Annotated in this window: 14 protein-coding genes; 2 read left to right on the top strand and 12 right to left on the bottom strand. The window is 71.9% G+C overall.

All coding sequences use genetic code 11. From position 1 onward, the window contains the following. Window positions 1-43: 43 nt before the first annotated feature. The 6 genes from ACFC0D_RS26245 to ACFC0D_RS26270 form a co-directional block, all read right to left on the bottom strand. Window positions 44-1,591 (bottom strand): RNA polymerase sigma factor, encoded by a 1,548-nt coding sequence (locus tag ACFC0D_RS26245; RefSeq protein WP_376440604.1) that lies wholly within the window; start codon window positions 1,589-1,591, stop codon window positions 44-46. Between the two features lie 377 nt (window positions 1,592-1,968). Further along, window positions 1,969-2,856: a FadR/GntR family transcriptional regulator gene (locus tag ACFC0D_RS26250; protein ID WP_376440607.1), complete on the bottom strand. Its 888-nt coding sequence runs from the start codon at window positions 2,854-2,856 to the stop codon at window positions 1,969-1,971. Between the two features lie 160 nt (window positions 2,857-3,016). After that, window positions 3,017-4,777 carry an ATP-binding cassette domain-containing protein gene (locus tag ACFC0D_RS26255; RefSeq protein ID WP_376440610.1) on the bottom strand — a complete coding sequence of 587 codons (1,761 nt, stop codon included), beginning with the start codon at window positions 4,775-4,777 and terminating at the stop codon, window positions 3,017-3,019. 118 nt (window positions 4,778-4,895) lie between these two features. Further along, window positions 4,896-5,666 (bottom strand): NUDIX domain-containing protein, encoded by a 771-nt coding sequence (locus ACFC0D_RS26260; protein ID WP_376440613.1) that lies wholly within the window; start codon window positions 5,664-5,666, stop codon window positions 4,896-4,898. A gap of 107 nt (window positions 5,667-5,773) precedes the next feature. Next, complete coding sequence (locus ACFC0D_RS26265; RefSeq protein WP_376440615.1) at window positions 5,774-7,813, bottom strand: glycogen debranching N-terminal domain-containing protein; 2,040 nt, start codon at window positions 7,811-7,813, stop codon at window positions 5,774-5,776. A gap of 115 nt (window positions 7,814-7,928) precedes the next feature. Next, on the bottom strand, window positions 7,929-9,296 hold the full coding sequence (locus ACFC0D_RS26270) for a DUF4192 domain-containing protein (RefSeq protein ID WP_376440618.1): 1,368 nt from the start codon (window positions 9,294-9,296) through the stop codon (window positions 7,929-7,931). 133 nt (window positions 9,297-9,429) lie between these two features. Between ACFC0D_RS26270 and ACFC0D_RS26275 the strand changes: the two genes are divergently transcribed. Both ACFC0D_RS26275 and ACFC0D_RS26280 read left to right on the top strand, forming a co-directional pair. After that, window positions 9,430-11,613: a RecQ family ATP-dependent DNA helicase gene (locus tag ACFC0D_RS26275; RefSeq protein ID WP_376440620.1), complete on the top strand. Its 2,184-nt coding sequence runs from the start codon at window positions 9,430-9,432 to the stop codon at window positions 11,611-11,613. A gap of 216 nt (window positions 11,614-11,829) precedes the next feature. After that, on the top strand, window positions 11,830-12,459 hold the full coding sequence (locus ACFC0D_RS26280) for a hypothetical protein (protein WP_376440623.1): 630 nt from the start codon (window positions 11,830-11,832) through the stop codon (window positions 12,457-12,459). 96 nt (window positions 12,460-12,555) lie between these two features. Here ACFC0D_RS26280 and ACFC0D_RS26285 read toward each other — a convergent pair whose 3' ends face one another. The 6 genes from ACFC0D_RS26285 to abc-f all read right to left on the bottom strand — a co-directional run bounded on the left by ACFC0D_RS26285 (window position 12,556) and on the right by abc-f (window position 19,849). After that, window positions 12,556-13,185, bottom strand: coding sequence for a hypothetical protein (locus ACFC0D_RS26285; protein WP_376440625.1), 630 nt, complete (start codon window positions 13,183-13,185; stop codon window positions 12,556-12,558). A 91-nt stretch (window positions 13,186-13,276) separates the two neighbouring features. Beyond that, window positions 13,277-13,987 (bottom strand): ribonuclease HII, encoded by a 711-nt coding sequence (locus tag ACFC0D_RS26290; protein ID WP_376440628.1) that lies wholly within the window; start codon window positions 13,985-13,987, stop codon window positions 13,277-13,279. 613 nt (window positions 13,988-14,600) lie between these two features. After that, window positions 14,601-16,373 (bottom strand): DUF4153 domain-containing protein, encoded by a 1,773-nt coding sequence (locus ACFC0D_RS26295; RefSeq protein WP_376440631.1) that lies wholly within the window; start codon window positions 16,371-16,373, stop codon window positions 14,601-14,603. A 248-nt stretch (window positions 16,374-16,621) separates the two neighbouring features. Next, window positions 16,622-17,533: an ADP-ribosylglycohydrolase family protein gene (locus ACFC0D_RS26300; protein WP_376440634.1), complete on the bottom strand. Its 912-nt coding sequence runs from the start codon at window positions 17,531-17,533 to the stop codon at window positions 16,622-16,624. A 12-nt stretch (window positions 17,534-17,545) separates the two neighbouring features. Then, window positions 17,546-18,205, bottom strand: coding sequence for a histidine phosphatase family protein (locus ACFC0D_RS26305; RefSeq protein WP_376440637.1), 660 nt, complete (start codon window positions 18,203-18,205; stop codon window positions 17,546-17,548). A 33-nt stretch (window positions 18,206-18,238) separates the two neighbouring features. Next, entirely contained in the window at window positions 18,239-19,849 is a 1,611-nt protein-coding gene (abc-f, locus tag ACFC0D_RS26310) for a ribosomal protection-like ABC-F family protein (protein ID WP_376440640.1), read from the bottom strand. Between the last annotated feature and the right edge of the window lie 84 nt (window positions 19,850-19,933).

Consider the following 19,933-nt stretch of genomic DNA (forward strand, 5'->3'; position numbering starts at 1 on the left):
CAGTTTTCGGAGAGCCGGGCCCTTCGGCGTGTACGACCGCGGACTAGTCGAGGTAGTCGCGCAGGACCTGCGAACGGGACGGGTGGCGCAGCTTCGACATCGTCTTCGACTCGATCTGGCGGATCCGCTCACGCGTGACGCCGTAGACCTTGCCGATCTCGTCCAGCGTCTTCGGCTGGCCGTCGGTGAGACCGAAGCGCATGGAGACCACGCCGGCCTCACGCTCGGAGAGCGTGTCGAGGACGGAGTGCAGCTGCTCCTGGAGGAGCGTGAAGCTGACCGCGTCGGCCGGGACGACCGCCTCGGAGTCCTCGATGAGGTCACCGAACTCGCTGTCTCCGTCCTCACCCAGCGGGGTGTGGAGGGAGATCGGCTCGCGGCCGTACTTCTGGACCTCGATGACCTTCTCCGGGGTCATGTCGAGCTCCTTGGCCAGCTCCTCCGGGGTGGGCTCACGGCCCAGGTCCTGGAGCATCTGGCGCTGGACGCGCGCGAGCTTGTTGATGACCTCGACCATGTGCACCGGGATACGGATGGTGCGGGCCTGGTCGGCCATGGCGCGGGTGATCGCCTGACGGATCCACCAGGTGGCGTACGTGGAGAACTTGTAGCCCTTGGTGTAGTCGAACTTCTCGACGGCGCGGATCAGACCCAGGTTGCCCTCCTGGATCAGGTCCAGGAAGAGCATTCCGCGGCCGGTGTAGCGCTTGGCCAGCGAGACCACCAGTCGGAGGTTGGCCTCCAGGAGGTGGTTCTTGGCGCGGCGGCCGTCCTCGGCGATGATCTCCAGCTCGCGCTTGAGCTTGGGCGCCAGCTTGTCGGAGTTGGCCAGCTTGTCCTCGGCGAACAGACCGGCCTCGATGCGCTTGGCGAGCTCGACCTCCTGCTCGGCGTTGAGCAGCGGGACCTTGCCGATCTGCTTCAGGTAGTCCTTGACCGGGTCGGCGGTGGCACCGGCGACCGCGACCTGCTGCGCCGGAGCGTCGTCCTCGTCCTCGTCGGACAGCACGAAGCCCTTGTTCTCGCCCTCGGCCTCTTCGTCCTCGCCCTTGCCGGGCGCGACGTCGTCGAGCAGCTCCTCGCCCTCGACGGCCTCGTCGGCGTCCTTCTTGGCGGCGGTCTTCTTGGCCGTCGTCTTCTTGGCGGTGGCCTTCTTCGCCACCGTCTTCTTGGCCACGGTCTTCTTCGCGGCCGCCTTCTTGGCCGGCGCTCCGGCCTCGTCGGCCGGGTCCGCGCTCTCTGCCGCCGAGGCCGCCGTGGCGGCCGAGACGGTCTTCGTCACGGTCGTCTTGGCGGTGACGGTCTTGGTGGCGGTGCGCTTGGCCGGGCTCTTCGCTGCGACGCTCTTGCGGGCGCGCTTCGGCGACTCCGCTGCACTGACCATCAGCGTCACACCCTCTTCCTCGAGGATCTGGTTGAGGCTGCGCAGAACATTCTTCCACTGGGTTGGCGGAATCTGGTCAGCCTCGAAGGCCCGACGCACGTCATCGCCGGCGATCTGCCCATCAGCCTTTCCCCGCTCGATGAGCGCCATCACAGACTCGGACTCGGCGATCTCCGGCGGGAGCGTACGGGATGTGCTGGCCGACACGAACAACCTCTCGGAACGATGGAAAACGGCTTCCGGCCCCGCCCGGGATCGGGCCGGAGCCGACGACCATCGGCTGGGAATGTGCCGACGGCGCGGGCTGGACCGGGGAACTGCACAGCGCCTCAAGCGGCTGCTGTATTCCTTCCTCGGCTGTCACCTCTTAAGTCATCGCACGGCTTCGAGGAGTGTTACGCCCAATCCGCGTGGCCCCAGTCACACCTCATTTGCGACGAAGCGGCCAGAACGGGTGTTCGTCGCACATTCGGACCCCCCGAGCCGCCGCGGAACCCTGGGGATGCGCCACGATCCCCGGGTTCCGCATGGCTCCGGCGGCACGCGATGCGTACGGCTCCGCGCCCCTGGCCGTGGCCCGCGGGTCAGTGCTCACGCGGAGCGGGCACGACGCGCTCCACCTCCGGGTGAACGGTCAGCAGCTGACGCATGGCCGTCTCGGCGCCCTGCGCGTCCCCGGTCGCGAGGCAGTCGACGATGCGCGCGTGGTGCGCCAGGCAGTGCTCACCGGGGCGGTCACAGCCGGTGACCGGACCGCCGGAGACCTGGAGCGCGGCGGCGACGATGCCGGAGAGGTGCTCCAGCATCCGGTTCCCGGCGAGCTGGATCAACAGGGAGTGGAACTCGACGTCGGCCCGGGAGAAGGTGATGCCATCACCCTGGGCGTAGGCGTGACCCATGATCTCGACCATGTCGGCCAGCCGCTGCTGGACGTCCTCGCGGCCGTGCCCGGCGGCGAGCCTGGCGGCCAGGGGTTCGATCGTCCAGCGCAGCTCGTTCAGCTCGCGGCGCTGGTCGTCGCGCTGAGGGCCGAAGGCGCGCCACTCGATGATGTCGGGGTCCAGCAGGTTCCAGTCGCTGACGGGCCTGACCCGGGTGCCGACGTTGGGGCGGGCGCTGACCAGGCCCTTCGCCTCCAGGACGCGCAGCGACTCACGCACGACGGTGCGGGAGACCTCGAAGCGCTGACCGATCTCCTCCGGAACGAGCGGGCGGTCGGCACCGAGGTCGCCGGAGACGATCATCTGTCCGAGCTGCTGGACGAGCTGGCCGTGGAGGCCTCGGCCGCGACTGCCGGCCGTGCGACGACCGACCCGGCCGAGGTCCGTCTCCACTCCTTCCCAGGAGGGCGGACCCACACGGTCGGCGACGGACGCCTCCGCGTACGGGTAGCGGTCGTGATCGCCCGGGGCGCCGAGGCCGGAGTCGACGGGGCGGGCGGCGGTCATCATGGTGTGCGCAAGGGTACTCACGCATCCTTTGTCGGCGTGCCCCCCGTGACCCTTGAGGTCTTTGGTGAAAAGCACACGAAAGGGTGATCGGCACCCCCTACACAATTGACGATTAATCGGACATAAGCGGCGATTTTTAAGGGAGTTGCCGCGGAAGCGGAAGCTTTCGATCCGGAAGTGATCACCAACGCGCCTTGCGACGAAGGCCGGTGAACAGATAGGCGCAGAGCAGGGCGGTCAACACCAGCGCCAGCGCCACCCCCACGGGCTGGGCGACCACCCGCAACACCCCCGTCAGCCAGCGGTCGGCCGCGGCCGGCCACTCCATGCTGACGAAACCCCGCAGCCGTGCGGGGAGACCGGAGATCGCACGGGCCGGGTGCCCTGAGGTCGCCATCTGCAGCAGGGGCGCGAGGGCCACCGGCACCGCGAGGACCGCCGCCACTCCCGCCGCGGCGACCCGGAAGACCCCGGCTCCGAGCACCCCGGCCCAGGCGCAGCCGACGGTCAGACCGAGCCAACTCGCACACAACGTCGGCCAGTTTTTCGGCACGGGAATCAACTCGCCGCCGTAGACGAGGCGAAGGGTCATCAGGTCGGCGGCCACGACGAGCACGGCCAGGACAAGGGCGACGGCGGCCGCGACAACGAGCTTGGCGAGCAGCAGTCCGAGACGGCGCGGAACCGCGCCGCGGCCGGTGGTGAGCGCCGGGTATCTGTACTCGTCCGCGAACGAGAAGGCGCCGAGCAGCCCGGCTCCGATGGCAGCTGGCGGCAGCGGGGAGAGGGTGGGCCAGCCGGCGAGGAGGGTGGGCACGGGCGTCCGGCCGTTGCGCGCGAGCACCACCGAGACCACGACCGAGGCGACCAGGACCGCGGCCACGACGAGCGGGGTGGCCGGAACGCCGAGCAGTCTGCGGATCTCGTACCGGAGCGGGCGGAGCGGCGAACGGGTCGGCCGGCGCACCGCCTCCGGCTCGGGCTCGCGCACGACAGCGGCGGCGCCTTCGGATTCGGAGGTGTGGCTGCCCGCGGGAGTGGCCCCTGAGGGTTCGGGCACGTCACGCGGGCCTGTGTCGCCCACCTCGTCGGAGAGTTGGTGGATGAGCACACCGTGCCGGTAGGCGGCCTCGCCGATCGTGGCGCAGTCGCTGCCGTAGACGGAGAGCCGATTGCCCTTCTCGGTGACGACCTCGACGGTGCGGCGCGCGGCGCGCGCCTCCTGCGTGACGACCGAGGCGAGCCGTGCGGCGTGGGGGGTGCGAACGGCCACCCGCGGCCTCAGCCGGGTTCGGGCGAAGTCGGCCGCCTCCTGCTCCGCGACGAGGCGACCGTCGGCGACGGTGACGACCCGGTCGGCGTTGCGGGCCGCGTCCTTCGGGTCGTCGGTGGTGTACAGGACGGTGCCGCCCTCCACGGCGTGGGCACGCAGGAGTTCGTGCAGCCAGGCCTTGTCCCGTGCGGAGAGACCGGCGCCGGGCTCGTCGAGCAGAAGCGCGTGCGGATCGGCCAACAGAGCCGAGGCGAGGCCGAGTCGGCGGTCCATCGCGCGCGGCAGGGTGCCGATGCGCTGGTCGGGGAGGCCGGTGAGCCCCACGGCCCTGAGCATCTCGTCGGCCCTGGACACGGGAACGCCGGTCGCCGCGCACAGCATCCGCAACTGGCTCCGCATGGTGCGCGAGGGGTGTCCGGGGACGTCCCCCAGCAGCACACCGACCTCACCGGCGGGGTGCGCGATGCGATGGAGAGGGCGGCCGCGGAAGTACGTGACGCCACGGCCGGGCTCGAGTTCGAGCATCAGCCGCAAGGTGGTGGTCTTGCCGGATCCGGCGGGGCCGAGAAGGGCGGTGACCTGCCCCGGCCGGGCATCGAAGGTGAGATCGTCCACGGTGGGCGGGCGGTCGCGGCGGGGGCTGCTGGTGAGTCCGATGGCCTGGAGCATCGCTTCTCTCGCGGTAGGTGACACCGCTCCGCGGCAGGGCGGCTGTCGAAGCAAGATAACGCGACATTTCGGACTTTTGGCGCAGGGTTGGAGCCTCGGGTCGCCCTGAAGCGCGCCGTCAGACCTCGGGACGCAGCATGGGCGGGTTGAGCAACGTCGCCCCACCCGCACGGAAGAGCTGCGCGGGACGGCCGCCCTGGCGCGTGGTGGTGCCACCCGCGGGAACCAGGAAACCGGGGGTACCGGTCACCTTCCGGTGGAAGTTGCGCGGGTCGAGCGCGACACCCCACACGGCCTCGTACACCCTCCTGAGCTCGCCGACCGTGAACTCCGGCGGGCAGAAGGCGGTGGCCAGCGAGGAGTACTCGATCTTGGAACGGGCCCGCTCCACTCCGTCGGCGAGGATCTGCGCGTGATCGAACGCGAGCGGCTCCCCCTGCCCCTCCTCGCGCTCGAGGGAACCGTCCTTTCCGAGCACTTCCTCGACCGGCGCCCAGCGTGCATTGTTCGCGTCTCCACCCGCGCGCGGCGCCGGCAGGTCCGGGGCGAGCGCCAGATGGGCGACGCTGACCACGCGCATCCGGGGGTCGCGCTGCGGATCCCCATAGGTCGCCAGCTGCTCGAGGTGAGCGCCGTTGCTCGCCATCGGCGACGGGGCCCCGGGGTCGTGGACGCAGAGCCCGGTCTCCTCCACCAACTCGCGCGCCGCCGCGGCGCCGAGGTCCTCGTCGTCGCGGACGAATCCGCCCGGCAGCGCCCAGCGGCCCTTGAACGGAGCTTCTCCCCGTCTCACGATCAGGGCGCACAGCGCGTGGCCCCGCACGGTGAGCACGACCAGATCGACGGTGACGGCAAAGGGCGGGAAGGCCGACGGGTCGTAGGGAGACATGCCGCGATCATAGTCGTCTTCCTGACGATAAACACTCCCCTCCGCTACATCGAGAATCACTTCCTGTCCCTCCCGTGAGGCTTCCTTCGCGCTGCCACCCCGCATGGTCAGCCTCCCAGCTGAAGGCCGTCGGCGGCCTCCTCGACCATGCCGAGCCCGAGGCGGCTCACCCTCACCGTGAACGGCTCCCCCGCGACCCGCAGACCCGACAGGCGTACCGCGCCGAGCGGAGCCGACCGGACGGGATGCAGGGCCACGGTCCGGCCGGGCGCATCGGGCCGGATCCCGGCGAGGGTCGTCAGGAGATGGACGCCGGCGGCCGCTGCCACTGCGGCCGGACGGCAGGCCGCCGGGTGCGGCACCGGAACACCACCGGCCGTGCGCTGGGCACCGGCGTACATCTCGGGCAGGCGGTGGCCGAACGCCTCCGCCGCGTCGAGGGCGCCACGGAGCAGGGACGCGGCCTCCCTCTCGTATCCCGCCGCTACGAGCCCGGCCACGGCGACCGCCGTTTCATGGACTCGTACGGCTCCCGCCCGGTGTCCGAAGGGGTTGTGTCCGGGTTCCTTGGCACCGAGGCTGCGCAGCCCCCAACCGGAGTCCAGGGCCGGGGTGCCGAGCAACCGGGCCAGCTGTTCGGTCTCTGCCCTGTCCAGCAGGCCGGGGGCGTACCGGCCGCCGCCCAGCAGGCCGGTGTCGAGGAGGTGTGCCGCCCACCCTCCGAGCTGGGTCCATGGTCCGCCGCCCGGCGCCCGGGCGGCGGCGGGTCTGCCGCCGGACCTGTCGTCGAGCCAGAACTCCGCGCGGAATCGGGCTCGAAGGATGCTCGCCCACTCCCGCCAGGCCTCCCCGCCCGGTCGGCCGCAGGCGTCGAGGAGGTCGGCGCCGAGCACGGCCGCACGGTGGGCATGGGCCTGAGTCTCGGCCCGCCAGGGGCCGGAGGGCCCCGGGTCCGGGACGAACCCGTGCGGGTCGGCGGCGGCCCGCAGCCACTGCAGACACCGTTCCGCCGCGGGAAGCAGCTCCTCCAGGTCCTGCTCGGGCAGCCCCCAGCGTCTGGCCTCGGCCAAGGCGGCGGGGAAGGCGAGTGTGGCCTCGATTCCGGTGCAGCGGGGCGGCAGGTAGGGTCCCGCGTCCCTGAGGGGGCCGGGGATGCGCCCCTCCGCCGGGCCCGGTCCACCGATCTGGGTACGGGCCAGCGTTCGGAGCGTGGTGACGGCGAGCCGAGTACCGAGGGGCAGGGCCATACGCGCTGCCCAGAGCGCTTCGGAGGTGGCGGGTCCGCAGCGCCAGGGCACTCCGGCCGCGAGATGGACGTCCGACGGGTGGGCCGCGTCCCGCTGGAGGAGGGCCCGCAGATCGTCGACGGATGTTCGCAGGAGTTCCCCGATCCGAGGATCGTCGCCCTCGGCACGGGCCTCGGCGAGGACGCTGCCGCCGGGCCGCCCGGCCCCCGGCGCCGAGAGGGTGGCGGACCGGGGTGTCCGGTCCGCGCGCACCCTGAGTTCGATGGTGCTTGTGGCTCCGGGAGCCAACTCGACCTCCCACCGCAGGAGACCCGCAGCGGCCAGCGCGTCCATCGGCGGCGGGTCCGCGGTGACGGCCGCGTACCGGCCGTCGTCCGCCGTCCAGCGCATCCCGGTGCCGTGGACGCTGGGGAAGATTTCGGGCCCCGGCTGCCCGGACGCCACCGCGCCCAGATCCGCGAGATCCGTCCCGAGAGCGATTTCCACCGGGAGGCGCAACGGTCGCGCGACCGAGCTGCGCAGGGTGATCCGCTCGGTTCCGTCGGCACCGCGCGAGCGCTCGACGGTGATCCCGGGGTCGGGTCCGTTGTCCCCTGCCGTACGCAGAGCCCCGAGGAACACGGCCCGGTCGGCGGCGGACCGCCTGCCCTGGAGTGCGATGGGTTCGCGTCCGGCCACCCGCAGCACACAGCGGGAGAGAAGTCTTCGTCCGGACAGATAGACCCCTTCGAGGCCGTGCCCGGTGAGCTGTCCGTGGTCCGCACAGATGACGAGGGCGGGCAGGGCGACGCAGATGAGCGCGTTGTGCACCGAGGGCAGCTCGCTCGGCCGTGGGGCGCCCGGGAGGGTGAGTCCGGCGAGGGTCGCGGGGCCGGGTGCCGCTGCGGAACTGGGGGCCATGGGTGGTGTGCGGTGCTCTCTGTGCGATCCGGACTGCCGGTGTGCGGTCGGCGGGACGGGTCGTGGGGCTCCGCCACAGAGCTGAACGCCGCCACGGGCGGCCTGGTCACGGGCGTCATCGGCCGCTCCTCGTCCCCCGCTGTCCGGTGCGCCGGGCCGCGGCGTCCCGCGGAGGCTTCGGTGAGGCCTTGCCAGGGCGGGTGCCGGCGGCGGGCCTGCCCCTCCTGACCGACTGCGGACGGGCGCCCCGCGAACCCGGGCGGCGCGCCCCGGCACGGGGCTCGACGGCCGCCGTCCTCGACTCCCGTTCGTGGCGCAGGCAGCTGCGCAGCGACTCGGGATCGAGCCCTTCGTTGCAGGCCTGGTGCAGCAGGCGGGCGAAGACATATTCCGGGTCGGCGTCCAGCGCGAGGCCGAGCGCGACCCGCGCGGCGGGTTCGTCCCCGGTGGACCAGGCGACCCAGCCGACGAGCGTGAGCGGCGCCGCCGCGTACTCGTCGAACGGCGTCACGCATCGCCGGGCCAGTACTCCCCACAGCCGCAGGGCCGCCGCGCCCTCCGGACCTTCCATCCATTCGGCGGCCCGGTCCCGTGTGTCACGGTCCTGCAGCCCGAGAATCAGTGCCGCGGCCTCGTCGGGGTCGATCAGTGCGTCGTCGGCCGCGTCCCGCTCCGTGGTTCCCGTGCCGCGTACCACCCGGACGGCCTCGGACGTCCCTGCCGGCCCTTCGGCCACGGTGGCCGGCCCGCCGTACCGCCGCAGCATCTCGCGGGCGAGCGTCAGCGTCTTCTCCCTGATGTCCTCCCTGCCAGGGCCCGGCGGGTCGTCGAGGATCTTGGGGACGATCACGGACGCGGCCTCGTTCAGTGCCTTGCGCTGCCGCTCGTCGTCGGGCGACGCCCGCGGCCTCAGTCGCGCCTCCATGTCGCGCAGCGATCCCCTCACCTGGATTCCGGCGTAGGCGGCCGACGCCGCCATGACCGATGTACCGGTCAGGGCGAGGGGGGTGCCGTCGGGCGGACAGCAGCGGGTGTCCGGGCAGACGTACGAGAAGTAGAGACCGTCGGAGATGCACAGGACTTCGTAGACGGGGATGTCGAGCTCGCCGCAGGCCGTACGCAGCCGCTGGGAGAAGGGGCGCAGTCGCTCCATGACGTGGCGGCCGGTCTCGCCGGGCGCGGGGTCCTGGCAGAGGAAGACGACGATGCCGTCCGGGCGGGTGCCGCGCCGGGCGCAGCCTTCGACAAGGCACTCCGCGAGGTGCTCCGCCGTCGAGGGCCACTCGGCGGCCGAGCGCGGGATGCCGAGCCTGACCCTGCCGCCGAAGCGGCCGTGCTCGCCGTGGAGGGCGACGAGGACGACGGAGTCGGTGGGGTGGAAGCCCAGCATGAAGGGGAGAGCGTCGGCCAGTTCGGCTGGGCCACGCAGGGTGATCTGCTGCGATTCGGTCGATCCACGGGATTCGTGCGGGTTCGTGTTCATGGTCACGACGGTCTCGCGGTCGGCGTCGACTCCGAAACCCCTGTGGATAACTCCGGGCTGCCCTCGATCCCGGTTGTCCACAGGTTTCGCGGCTCGTTCGCGCAATGTCCGACCCATCGGGTTGCATGGGGGGATGACCAACGCAGACCGTCTCGCCGACCGCGCGGGCCTCCGAGCCACCGCCGATGCCGTACTCGCCCGTCTCGTCGGGGATCCGACCGGCACGGCGAGACTGCGGGAGGACCAGTGGCGGGCCATCGAGGCGCTCGTCGCGGACAAGCGAAGGGCGCTGGTGGTGCAGCGGACCGGGTGGGGCAAGTCCGCGGTGTACTTCGTGGCGACGTCCCTGCTGCGCGAGGCCGGAAGCGGCCCCACGGTGATCGTCTCCCCGCTCCTCGCTCTGATGCGCAACCAGGTCGAGGCGGCGGCCCGTGCCGGTATCCGTGCCCGCACGATCAACTCGTCGAACACGGAGGAGTGGGAGACCGTCCAGCAGGAGGTGGCCGCGGGCGAGGTCGACGTGCTGCTGGTCAGTCCCGAGCGGCTCAACAACCCCGACTTCCGCGACGAGGTCCTTCCCCGGCTCGCCGCCGCCACGGGTCTGCTCGTGGTCGACGAGGCGCACTGCATCTCGGACTGGGGCCACGACTTCCGGCCCGATTACCGCCGTCTGCGCACGATGCTGGCGGAGCTTCCGGCCGGCGTCCCCGTGCTCGCCACCACGGCGACGGCCAACGCCCGGGTGACGGCGGACGTCGCCGAGCAGCTCGGCACGGGCGCGGGGACGGACGCGCTGGTGCTGCGCGGCCCGCTCGACCGGGAGAGTCTGAGTCTCGGTGTGGTCCAACTGCCCGACGCCGCGCACCGGCTGGCCTGGCTGGCCGACCACCTCGGCGAGCTTCCCGGATCCGGGATCATCTACACGCTCACGGTCGCGGCCGCCGAGGAGGTCACCACCTATCTCCGCCAGTGCGGGCACACGGTGTCCTCGTACACGGGCCGGACGGAGAACGCGGACCGGCAGCAGGCGGAGGAGGACCTGCAGGCGAACCGGGTCAAGGCGCTGGTGGCGACATCGGCCCTGGGCATGGGGTTCGACAAGCCGGACCTCGGCTTCGTGGTGCACCTCGGTTCGCCGTCCTCCCCGATCGCGTACTACCAGCAGGTGGGCCGTGCCGGGCGTGGGGTGGAGCACGCGGAGGTGCTGCTGCTGCCGGGCAAGGAGGACGAGGCGATCTGGCAGTACTTCGCGTCGGTCGCCTTCCCGCCCGAGGAGCAGGTGCGCCGCACTCTGGACGTCCTGGCACATGCGGACCGCCCGCTCTCCCTGCCGGCTCTGGAGCCGCTGGTCGAGCTGCGGCGGACCCGGCTGGAGACGATGCTCAAGGTCCTGGACGTGGACGGCGCCGTGCATCGGGTGAAGGGCGGCTGGACGAGCACGGGACAGTCATGGGTGTACGACACCGAGCGGTACGCCTGGGTGGCACGTCAGCGGGCGGCCGAGCAGCAGGCGATGCGCGAGTACGCGGCGACGACGGGCTGTCGGATGGAGTTCCTGCGGCGCCAGTTGGACGACGAGGAAGCCGCCCCGTGCGGCCGCTGCGACAACTGCTCGGGGTCCCGGTTCGACCCGAAGGTGACCGACGCCGCGCTCGACGCCGCCAAGGGTGAGCTGGGGCGGCCGGGCGTGGAGGTGGAGCCGCGCAAGATGTGGCCGACCGGACTCACGGCGGTCGGTGTCGATCTGAAGGGCCGTATCCCGGCGGGTGAGCAGTCGTTCGGCGGGCGGGCGCTCGGGCGGCTCTCGGACATCGGTTGGGGAAACCGCCTGCGTCCGATGCTCTCGGAGCGGGCGGCCGACGGTCCTGTTCCGGACGATGTGGTGCAGGCGGTGGTCCGCGTACTCGCCGACTGGGCCAAGGGGCCCGGTGGTTGGGCGTCCGGCGCGCCGGACGCTCCCGCTCGGCCGGCCGGCGTGGTCACGATCGCCTCGCGCAGCAGGCCGAACCTTGTCGACTCGTTGGGGCGGCGCATCGCGGAGATCGGCCGGATGCCGCTGCTGGGAGCGGTCGAGTACGTGCCGGAGGCGGAGGAGCTGCGGATCTCGCGAACGAACAGCGCCCAGCGGGTGGTGGGGCTCCATCAGGCACTGACGGTGCCTCCCGCGCTGGCCGAACGGCTGGCCTCGGCCGGCGGTCCGGTGCTGTTGGTGGACGACCTGTCGGACAGCGGCTGGACCCTCGCCGTGTCGGCCCGACTGCTGCGCCGGGCGGGAGCTGACGGCGTGTTCCCGCTGGTGCTTGCCGTCCAGGGGTGAAACAGGGAGTGAACACTAGGTGGCTGGGCAGGGATATGAGTGTCATACCGGCGCATTCCAGTCAGCTGCCTCAATTGCTCGTTGCCGCCCGCGCACAGGCCCGCAAGAATTGGGACCCCGCCCCGCACAGCCTTGTACGCGGTCCGGAAGGACTGTGCTGTGGTGCGCCCTCACTCGACTCTGCCCGCCAGCGGGCGCGTATCCGAAGGGAGGACCGTGACCTTCGGATTCGCTCCGTCCGCAGCCACCTCGATCAACTCGCCGTCCGAGTCCGCCAGCCGCCTCGCCCGGATACTGGAACCGTCCGAGTGGGCCGCGGCGGGGATCCCGCTGCTCGGCAATCCTCGTGAGGTGGTGAGCGGTCTGCACACGCGCCACCGGCCGACACCCACGACCGCTGTCGTCGCCGTCCTCGACCACGAGGAACGGCTGGCCGCCAGTGCGTCGTTCACCCGCCGCGCCGTCCCCGCGGACGGCTGGGAGTTCCGCAACGCGCTCCTCGCGCATCTGCGCCGGGTCATCCCGCACGATCTGCGACGCCGGACCCCGGTGCGGACGGCCGTGCTGCTCTACTGCCGTGACGGCGACGAGCGATGGACCGAGGAGGACGGCGCCTGGATGTGGGGGCTGCGCGACGCCTGCACGCTCCACGGGCTTCGCTGCGGTGCGTACATCACGCTGACCCGCGGCGGTTGGCAGGTGCTCGGTGAGGGCCGGGGTGGCCGGCATCCGGGCTCCGACTCGCGTCCGACCGCCTTGGGAGACGTCGCCTCCGAGATCGGTGTCCTGACTCCGCGTACCGCGGGCGGCGCCACCGAGTTGCTGCGCAGGACGGCGGCACGCTGACGCGGCAACTCCCGCGCCGGTGCGCGGGGCCCTCGGGACCACGGCCCGGCCGCCCCCATGGGGCAGCCGGGTCAGGACCGCGAGACGTACTCCGCGTCAGACACCCGCGCCGAGCACGGCGTTGATGCGCTGCGGGTCACCGCAGACGACGAGCAGCGCGGTCGCGCGTCCCATCGCCAGGGGCAGGGCGTGTGCGGCGGCGTCGTCGGCTCCGCCGTTGACCGCCATGACGACCACGGGTCGTGCGGCGGCCCGCTCCACAGCGGCGGCGTCCGCGAAGAACACGTCGTCGCGGGCGTCCTGCTGGGCCCAGTAGGCGGCGTCGCCGAAGGACAGCTCGTGCGCCGCCCACGGGTGCTGCTCACCGGTGGTGAGGACGAGGATGTCGCCGGGCGGGCGGCCGGTCTCCAGAAGCAGATCGACGGCCTCTTCGGCGGCGTCGAGCGCGCCGTCGACCGGGGCGGGGATCAGCTGGATCTGCGGACCGGACCCTGGTTCGGAGCGATTCTCCGAACGGGGCGACGGGGACTGCCCGGCACCGGGGTGCGGGCGCTGCGCCGGCGGCGCGGGCCTGGCCGGTGCGGGGCCGGGACGCCCTGGACGCGGCGAGGCCGCCGAGCGCGGACCGGGTACGGGACGAGGGGTCGGCGCGGGGTGGCCGGCGGCCATTGCGCGGGGACCCTGGGCACTCTCGTGAATCTGAGGCTCCTCGGGGATGAGAGGCATGGGTGGATGTCTATCAAACGCCGGTGCGCGAGGCTCCGGCGGGTGGGCACAATCGTGCGACCCGGCTGGCGACATGGCGCTGCCGGGACGTTCAGAAGTCGAAGCCGAGTTGGCCCCCGCTTTCCAGTGCGACCGCCTCGGCGGAGATGCGGACCTTCTTGAGGTGCCGCCACTGGGGCAGCGCGTCGAGATACGACCAGGAGAGCCGGTGGTACGGGGTGGGCCCCCGCTCCTCCAGGGCAGCCTTGTGGACCGGCGAAGGGTAGCCCGCGTTGGCGCCGAAACCGAAGGCCACGCACTCCTCCGCCTCGCTCTCCAGCTCGGCCATCATCGCGTCGCGCCGGACCTTGGCGATGACCGAGGCCGCCGCGACGGCGATGCAGGACTGGTCGCCCTTGATCACCGTACGGACCTTCCAGGGGCTGCCGAGGTAGTCGTGCTTACCGTCGAGTATCACCGCGTCCGGGCGTACGGGCAGGGCCTCCAGCGCGCGCACGGCCGCCAGCCGGAGCGCCGCGGTCATCCCGAGCTCGTCGATCTCCTGGGGGGAGGCATGCCCGAGCGCGTAGGCGGTGACCCACTTCTCCAGTTCCGCCGCCAGGGCCGTACGGCGCTTGGGGGTGATCAGCTTGGAGTCGGTGAGTCCCTCGGGGGCCCGGCGCAGGCCCGTGACGGCCGCACAGACCGTGACCGGGCCGGCCCATGCCCCGCGTCCGACCTCGTCGACCCCGGCAACGATCTTGGCGCCGGTGGTGGCTCGGAGCGATCGCTCGACGCTGTGGGTGGGTGGTTCGTACGGCATGGCGCCAGACAGGTTACGCCGGTGGGGACCGCCCGCGATACCCGGATTCCCATCGGATGTCCGAAGCTGCCGCGACAGCTTGCTCACGAGCCTGGAAAGCGGAGCAGCGACACCATGGTCCGATCGATCACGGCGGCAATCCCGCCGGCGAGCTGTTCACTTACGCACACCATTGATCAGCACACCGCCACCCCTGACATGACACCGAAAACAGGCCACCGACGATATCGGCGCACACATCTCGCACAAGTAACACCTGCTCAACCACCCATCAGAGGAGTCGGACGCAGGGGTTCGATCACCGGTCACGACTGGCCCGCGCAACCACTCTTCAGCCCATCCATCACATTCGCGAATACTTCGACCGCAGAGCGAAGTCCGGCTTCCAGGCCGGCTGTACCGCAGCTGTCGGCATCGAGGCCCTGACACGGATCACGGCGGTGGGCCGTGGGCCGGGTACGCAAGAGCGATCTTGACGCGCTCAGCGGCAAGGCCGAGGCCGCGGACCCGGCCGTCCGGAGCGCCGCGGGGCGTTCGCGCGGCTGCCCCTCCCCCGAAGCGAGTGGGGAGGGGCAGCGCCAGTGGTTCCGGTGCGATGGAGGGGCGATCGGACTCAGGGGATGCTGTACGGATCGCCGTCCGCGTCCGGGTCGTAGTCCTCTTCCCTGCTCGGCCCGCCGCACTCCACGGAGGACCGCTCGATCCCACGCTCAGCCAGCATCGAACGGGCCCTCACCTCCGACCAGCTGGTGGCGAACCACCCTCCGTCGTCGGCGCGCAGTCGCGCCTCGATGTCCATCAGGGCGCAGGAACGTTGCGGCTCGGGCAGCCGATCGAGCGCGGGCACGGCGTCGGCCGAGAGCCCCGCGAGATAGGGGACATCGATCTTCTCGAGGCGGTCGTACCGCGCGACGTTGTTCTCGGCGACGATCGCGTCGGGCGAAGCCAGACCGAAGACCAGCACGGCCGCCGCGGCACTCGCCGCCACCGCCCGCGGCAGCAGGCGTGCGCCGAAGATCCCCGCGGCCATGATCAACAGGATGACCAGTCCCAGCCAGATCTCCATCGCGGCGACAGAGATGCGCAGCCGGGTGAGCCCGTACGCGTCCACGTACAGATCCATCCTGCGCAGCGCGGAGGCCACCACGACCAGGGTGAGAACACACAGGGTGCCGAGCACGGCGCGCACGAGGGTCCGGTCGCGGGCCTCCGCGCGTGGCGCCCACCGCAGGGCGAGCCCGATGACCACGAGGGTGAGCAGGGTGGCCATCAGGAGCTGCCAGAAGCCCTGGCGTGCGTACTCGGAGTAGGTCAGGTCGGTCTCTTCCAGCACCTTGTCGTATCCGCCGAAGAGAACCGTGAGTTGGACCGCGTTGAAGGCCGCGAAGAGCAGGTTCAGGACGATCAGCGGCGCGGCCCATTCCAGTCGGGCCCGCGCCCGGCCGGGACGGATGACCATACGGTCCCAGCGCAACGGAGCGGCGGCGGTACGGGCGAGGGAGATCGCACCGAACAGGCCGAGCAGGAAGAAGGAGAGCCGCCACGGCACCTGGGCCGGCGAGAAGTCGGGGATGAGCGAGCCGAGCAGATCGGCGAAGGCGGCGTCGGCGCCCGCGAACAGCGCGCCGAAGACGACGAGGAGGGCGACGGCCACTCCGACCGTACGCACGACCGGGCCCCATCGGCCACGGGAACCGTCGGCCCGGTCGCGCAGCCCTCGCCACGCCCAGGTGGTGCCGGAGCCCAGCGAGTCGATCAGACCGATGGGGCCGAACAACATGCTCGGCCAGCCACGACCGCCGTGCAGGGCGAAGGAGGTCAGCACCAGCGCGGAGACGACCGCGAGGAAGGTCGGCCAACCGGCGTCCCGCAGGGCGGGGATGCCGAGGAGGGCGAGTCCCCCGATCGCCCAGATCAGCGTCCAGGGGCGAAGGCGGCGGCCCGCCGCCCGCGCGGCGAAGGACGCGGCGATCACCGCCGGGACGGCCACGAGCACCAGATTCACGCCGAGTCCGTCGCCGAGGAGCAACGCGCTGAGGAGCGCGGTGGCCCCGACGGCCGCCAGGGTCGCAGTCGTGGCCCGGGCCGGCGCGGCCGGCCGCAGGCGGGTCAGCCAGCTGTCGCTCGGAGGCCTCGGTGGTGCCCAGGGATGCTGAGGTCTCTGTCCCCCGGGCCATCCGGACGACGCCGATGCCCGGTGCTGTGGCGGTACGGGCGGTACGACGCCGGGCGGCGGTATCGCGGCAGCGGGCGGCGGCGTCGCGGCGGCGGGCGGCGGCATGCCAGGCGCCGGCTGGGACGCGGCACCGCCCGTCGGTTGAGGAGTGCTGCTCTCTGGTGAAGGAGTGCTGTCCTTCGGTGGTGGTGCGGACGATGTGTCGGACACGGGACCCCCTCCCGACCCGGTCCGCAAACGGGGCCATGGGGGCGGAGGGCCTGCGTCCGGGTGTCTCGTCGGCGCTCTCTCTTCATGATCAGCGCTTGGGAGTGGCCGACTCTAACCGTGCCCCCGGATATTCGACCCGGGTGGACCGGCGCTGTGGCAGGACCGTGACATGCATCCCGGCCGGGGCTGCGTCATTCCGCGTGCCCGGCGACTCGGCGGATGGGGCTCGCCGGGCAGGCGGAGCGTCGTCAGGGGCGTACGGCGGCCGGGAGCCAGTCCGGCAGTTCCTCGGTCTGGTCCAGCCAGGCGGTGGGAGGTGCACCGGTCGTGGCGGAGGCCACGACGCCTCCGGCGATCGCACATGTGGTGTCGACATCGCCGCCCACCTGCGCGGTCGTCCAGAAGACCCGCTCGAAGTCGCCGAGGCCGCGGGCGGCCGACCAGAGCGCGTACGGCACGGTGTCGTGTGCGCTGGTGCGGCGGCCGCTGCCCAGGACCGCGGCCACCGTCGCCGCGTCGCCGTAGTCGAGCATGTCGCGGGCCCTGCGCAGCCCCGCGCCGACGGCGCTGCGTGGGACGAGCGCGATCACGCCGTCCAGGAGGTCGGTTGGGGTGGGCGGCCCCGCCGGGTCAGCGGCGAGCGCGGCCGCGGCGGCCACGGCCATCGTGCCCACCACGGCCTCGCGGTGCTGGTGCGTGGTGTACGCGGAGATCTCGGCCTGATGGGTCGCCTGCTCGGGGTCGTCGGCGTACCAGGCGCCGAGCGGGGCGATCCTCATCGCGGCCCCGTTCCCCCATGAACCCTGGCCGTTGAAGAGCGCCGCGGCCAGCTCCCGCCAGTCGCCGCCCTCCCTGATGAGCCGGAGCATCCGGTTGACCGCGGGCCCGTAACCCCGGTCGAAGTCATGATGCTCGGCGAACGCCTGAGCGAGCGCGTCCTGGTCGATCCGGTTGTGGTGCGCGAGCACGGCCAGAACGGAACAGGCCATCTCGGTGTCATCGGTCCACTGCCACGGTCCCGACGGCACTTCGCGTCGTTTGAGCAGCGGATAGTTGGCGGGGACGAAGTACTGGGAGCCCAGGGCGTCTCCCACGGCCAGCCCTCGAAGGCTGGCCAGGGCGCGGTCGAAGCGCCGGTCGAGAGAGGAGTCAGCGGTCATCGCTCTGCCACTCTATCCGGTGTGGCCGTACGGTTCGGGGGTACGCCAGCGTTCGAACGGCCGGTCCAGGCGGTATCGGCCGTCCTCGCCGAGCAGCAGCGTCCGCGTCTCGGCGTTGCCCGGGTTGGACAGCGACTCGAATTCGGCGACCGTCCAGTGGAACCAGCGCATGCAGAACAGCCGCATGGTCAGTCCGTGGGTCACCAGCAGCACGTTGGGCGGATGGTCGGGCGCCTCGAAGCTGCGGTACAGGCTCTCCAGGAACGCCCCGACCCGGTCGTACACATCGGCCCCCGACTCGCCCTGGGCGAAGCGGTAGAAGAAGTGGCCGTACGCGTCGCGGTACGCCTTCTGCAGTCGTACGTCGTCCCTGTCCTGCCAGTTTCCCCAGTCCTGTTCCCGCAGCCGCGGCTCCTCGCGCACGCGCACCTGCCCGGGATCGAGGCGGAAGGCCCTGAACGTCTCGTGGGTGCGCCGGTACGGCGAGACATAGACGCTGACCTGTTCCTTCCCGAACAGTTCCCGAAGCCGTTCCCCCGTCTCCTCCGCCTGCCGCAGACCGGTCTCGGTGAGCCTGAGCGCATGGTCCGGCTCACGTTCGTACACCGTGTCGTCGGCATTGCCCTCGGACTCTCCATGCCGTACGAGAACGATGCGCCGCGGTCGTGCCATGCCATGACCCTAGATCGCCCGCTCCGGACGGGCTCAGCCGAGGAGGTGTCCGGAGTCCATCCGGCGTATCCGGCCGGTGAAGCGACGGCGCAACTGACGGTCGTGGGAGACCACGACCAGAGCCCCGGTCCACTGCTCCAGCGCCTCCTCCAGCTCTTCGACGAGGCCGAGTGCGAGATGGTTGGCCGGCTCGTCGAGGAGCAGCAGGTCGGCCGGGCGCGCGAGCAGGCGGGCGAGAGCGAGCCTCCGGCGCTGCCCCGCGGAGAGGCTGCCGACGGGCACCAGGAGGTCCGCCGGGCGGAACAGGCCGTACGACAGGAGCAGTTCGGCCTGCTCGTCCTCGGTGAGCGCGAGCCCGCGCCCGAAGGCGGCGAGGACCCGCTCCGCCGGCCGGTGGGCCGGTATCTCCTGGGCCAGGAACCCGATGCGCCCGCTGCGGCGCACCTCCCCCGCCTCCGGCTCGGCCAGGCCCGCCATGACACGGAGCAGCGTGGACTTGCCCGCCCCGTTGCCGCCGTGGATCAGGAACTTTTCCCCCGCCCGTACGGTCAGACCGTCGACAGTCAGCCGGTCCGCGACGCGCACACCGGTCAGCGTGACCAGATCTCCCTGGGCGCCGGCGGCGACCGGCCGGGCGGCGAAGGTGAGCGGGCGCGGGGGCTTGGGCACCGGCTCGGCCCGGAGGCGGCGCAGGCGCTCCTGGGCGTTGCGCACCCGCCCGGAGACCGACGCCTGGACCCGGCCGCCCGCCCGGTCGTAGGCCATCTTGTTGTTGTCCTTGATGGAGCGTCCGGATGCTACGCCGTGCGCGGTGGTCGCGGTGTACGCCTCGAGTCGCGCCGTCTCCTCGTGCCATTCCTCGTACGCCTGCTCCCAGCGCTGTCGCGCGGCCGCCCGCCCGGCTCGGAATCCGGCGTAGCCGTCGCCGTATCGGACGACCGTGCGGCGGTCGGCGTCGACCTCGAGGACGGCCGTGGCCACCCGCTCCAGGAAGACCCGGTCGTGGGAGACGGCCACGACGGTGCCCCGGTGGGTCGTCAGCGCCTCCTCCAGCCAGCCGAGGGCCTGTTCGTCGAGGTGGTTGGTCGGCTCGTCGAGCAGCAGCACTTCGGGCGCGGCGGCGATCGCGCAGGCGATGCCGAGCCGTGCCTGCTCGCCGCCCGAAAGGCTGCCGAGCCGGCGGTCCCTGTCCATGAAGGCGAGCCCGAGGCCGTGCATGGCCTTGTCGACCCGCGCGTCCGCTTCGTACCCGCCCCGCAGTTCATAGGCGGTCAGCAGTTCCCCGTACGCGTCGAGCGCGCTTCCGTCGGCGGTGCCGAGCGTCGCCTCGAGCTCCCTGAGCCGGCGCTCCATGGTGCGGAGTTCTGCCAGGGAGTCGTCGATCGCGTCGGCGACGGTGTGTTCGGCGGACAGCCGCGGTGTCTGTGCCAGCAGTCCCGTGCCGCCGTCGGCCACGGTGACGACGTCGCCCTCGTCGGGCTCTTCGACTCCGGCGAGCAGGCGGAGCAGGGTGGTCTTCCCCGCCCCGTTCTCCCCGACGATCCCGATTCGCTCACCAGGGCGCACGGTGAGCGAGATCCGGTCGAGCAGCAGCCGTTCGCCGCGGGACACGGTCACGTCATGCAGAGAGATCTGTGTGGGCAAGGGCGCCTCCAATGATGAGCGGGAACGAGCCGGACAGGATGGGACAGAGCGCCGCACACCCGGCCCAGCAAACGCAACCGGAGT

It is taken from the genome of Streptomyces sp. NPDC056222 (assembly GCF_042264065.1).
In the GTDB taxonomy this organism is placed as follows: Bacteria; Actinomycetota; Actinomycetes; order Streptomycetales; family Streptomycetaceae; genus Streptomyces.

Coding starts and splice junctions, on each gene's coding strand:
- ACFC0D_RS26260 (WP_376440613.1), bottom strand. CDS start 5,666: ATGTCTCCCTACGACCCGTCGGCCTTCCCGCCCTTTGCCGTCACCGTC.
- ACFC0D_RS26300 (WP_376440634.1), bottom strand. CDS start 17,533: ATGACCGCTGACTCCTCTCTCGACCGGCGCTTCGACCGCGCCCTGGCC.
- ACFC0D_RS26255 (WP_376440610.1), bottom strand. CDS start 4,777: ATGCTCCAGGCCATCGGACTCACCAGCAGCCCCCGCCGCGACCGCCCG.
- ACFC0D_RS26265 (WP_376440615.1), bottom strand. CDS start 7,813: ATGGCCCCCAGTTCCGCAGCGGCACCCGGCCCCGCGACCCTCGCCGGA.
- ACFC0D_RS26285 (WP_376440625.1), bottom strand. CDS start 13,185: ATGCCTCTCATCCCCGAGGAGCCTCAGATTCACGAGAGTGCCCAGGGT.
- ACFC0D_RS26305 (WP_376440637.1), bottom strand. CDS start 18,205: ATGGCACGACCGCGGCGCATCGTTCTCGTACGGCATGGAGAGTCCGAG.
- ACFC0D_RS26270 (WP_376440618.1), bottom strand. CDS start 9,296: ATGAACACGAACCCGCACGAATCCCGTGGATCGACCGAATCGCAGCAG.
- ACFC0D_RS26290 (WP_376440628.1), bottom strand. CDS start 13,987: ATGCCGTACGAACCACCCACCCACAGCGTCGAGCGATCGCTCCGAGCC.
- ACFC0D_RS26275 (WP_376440620.1), top strand. CDS start 9,430: ATGACCAACGCAGACCGTCTCGCCGACCGCGCGGGCCTCCGAGCCACC.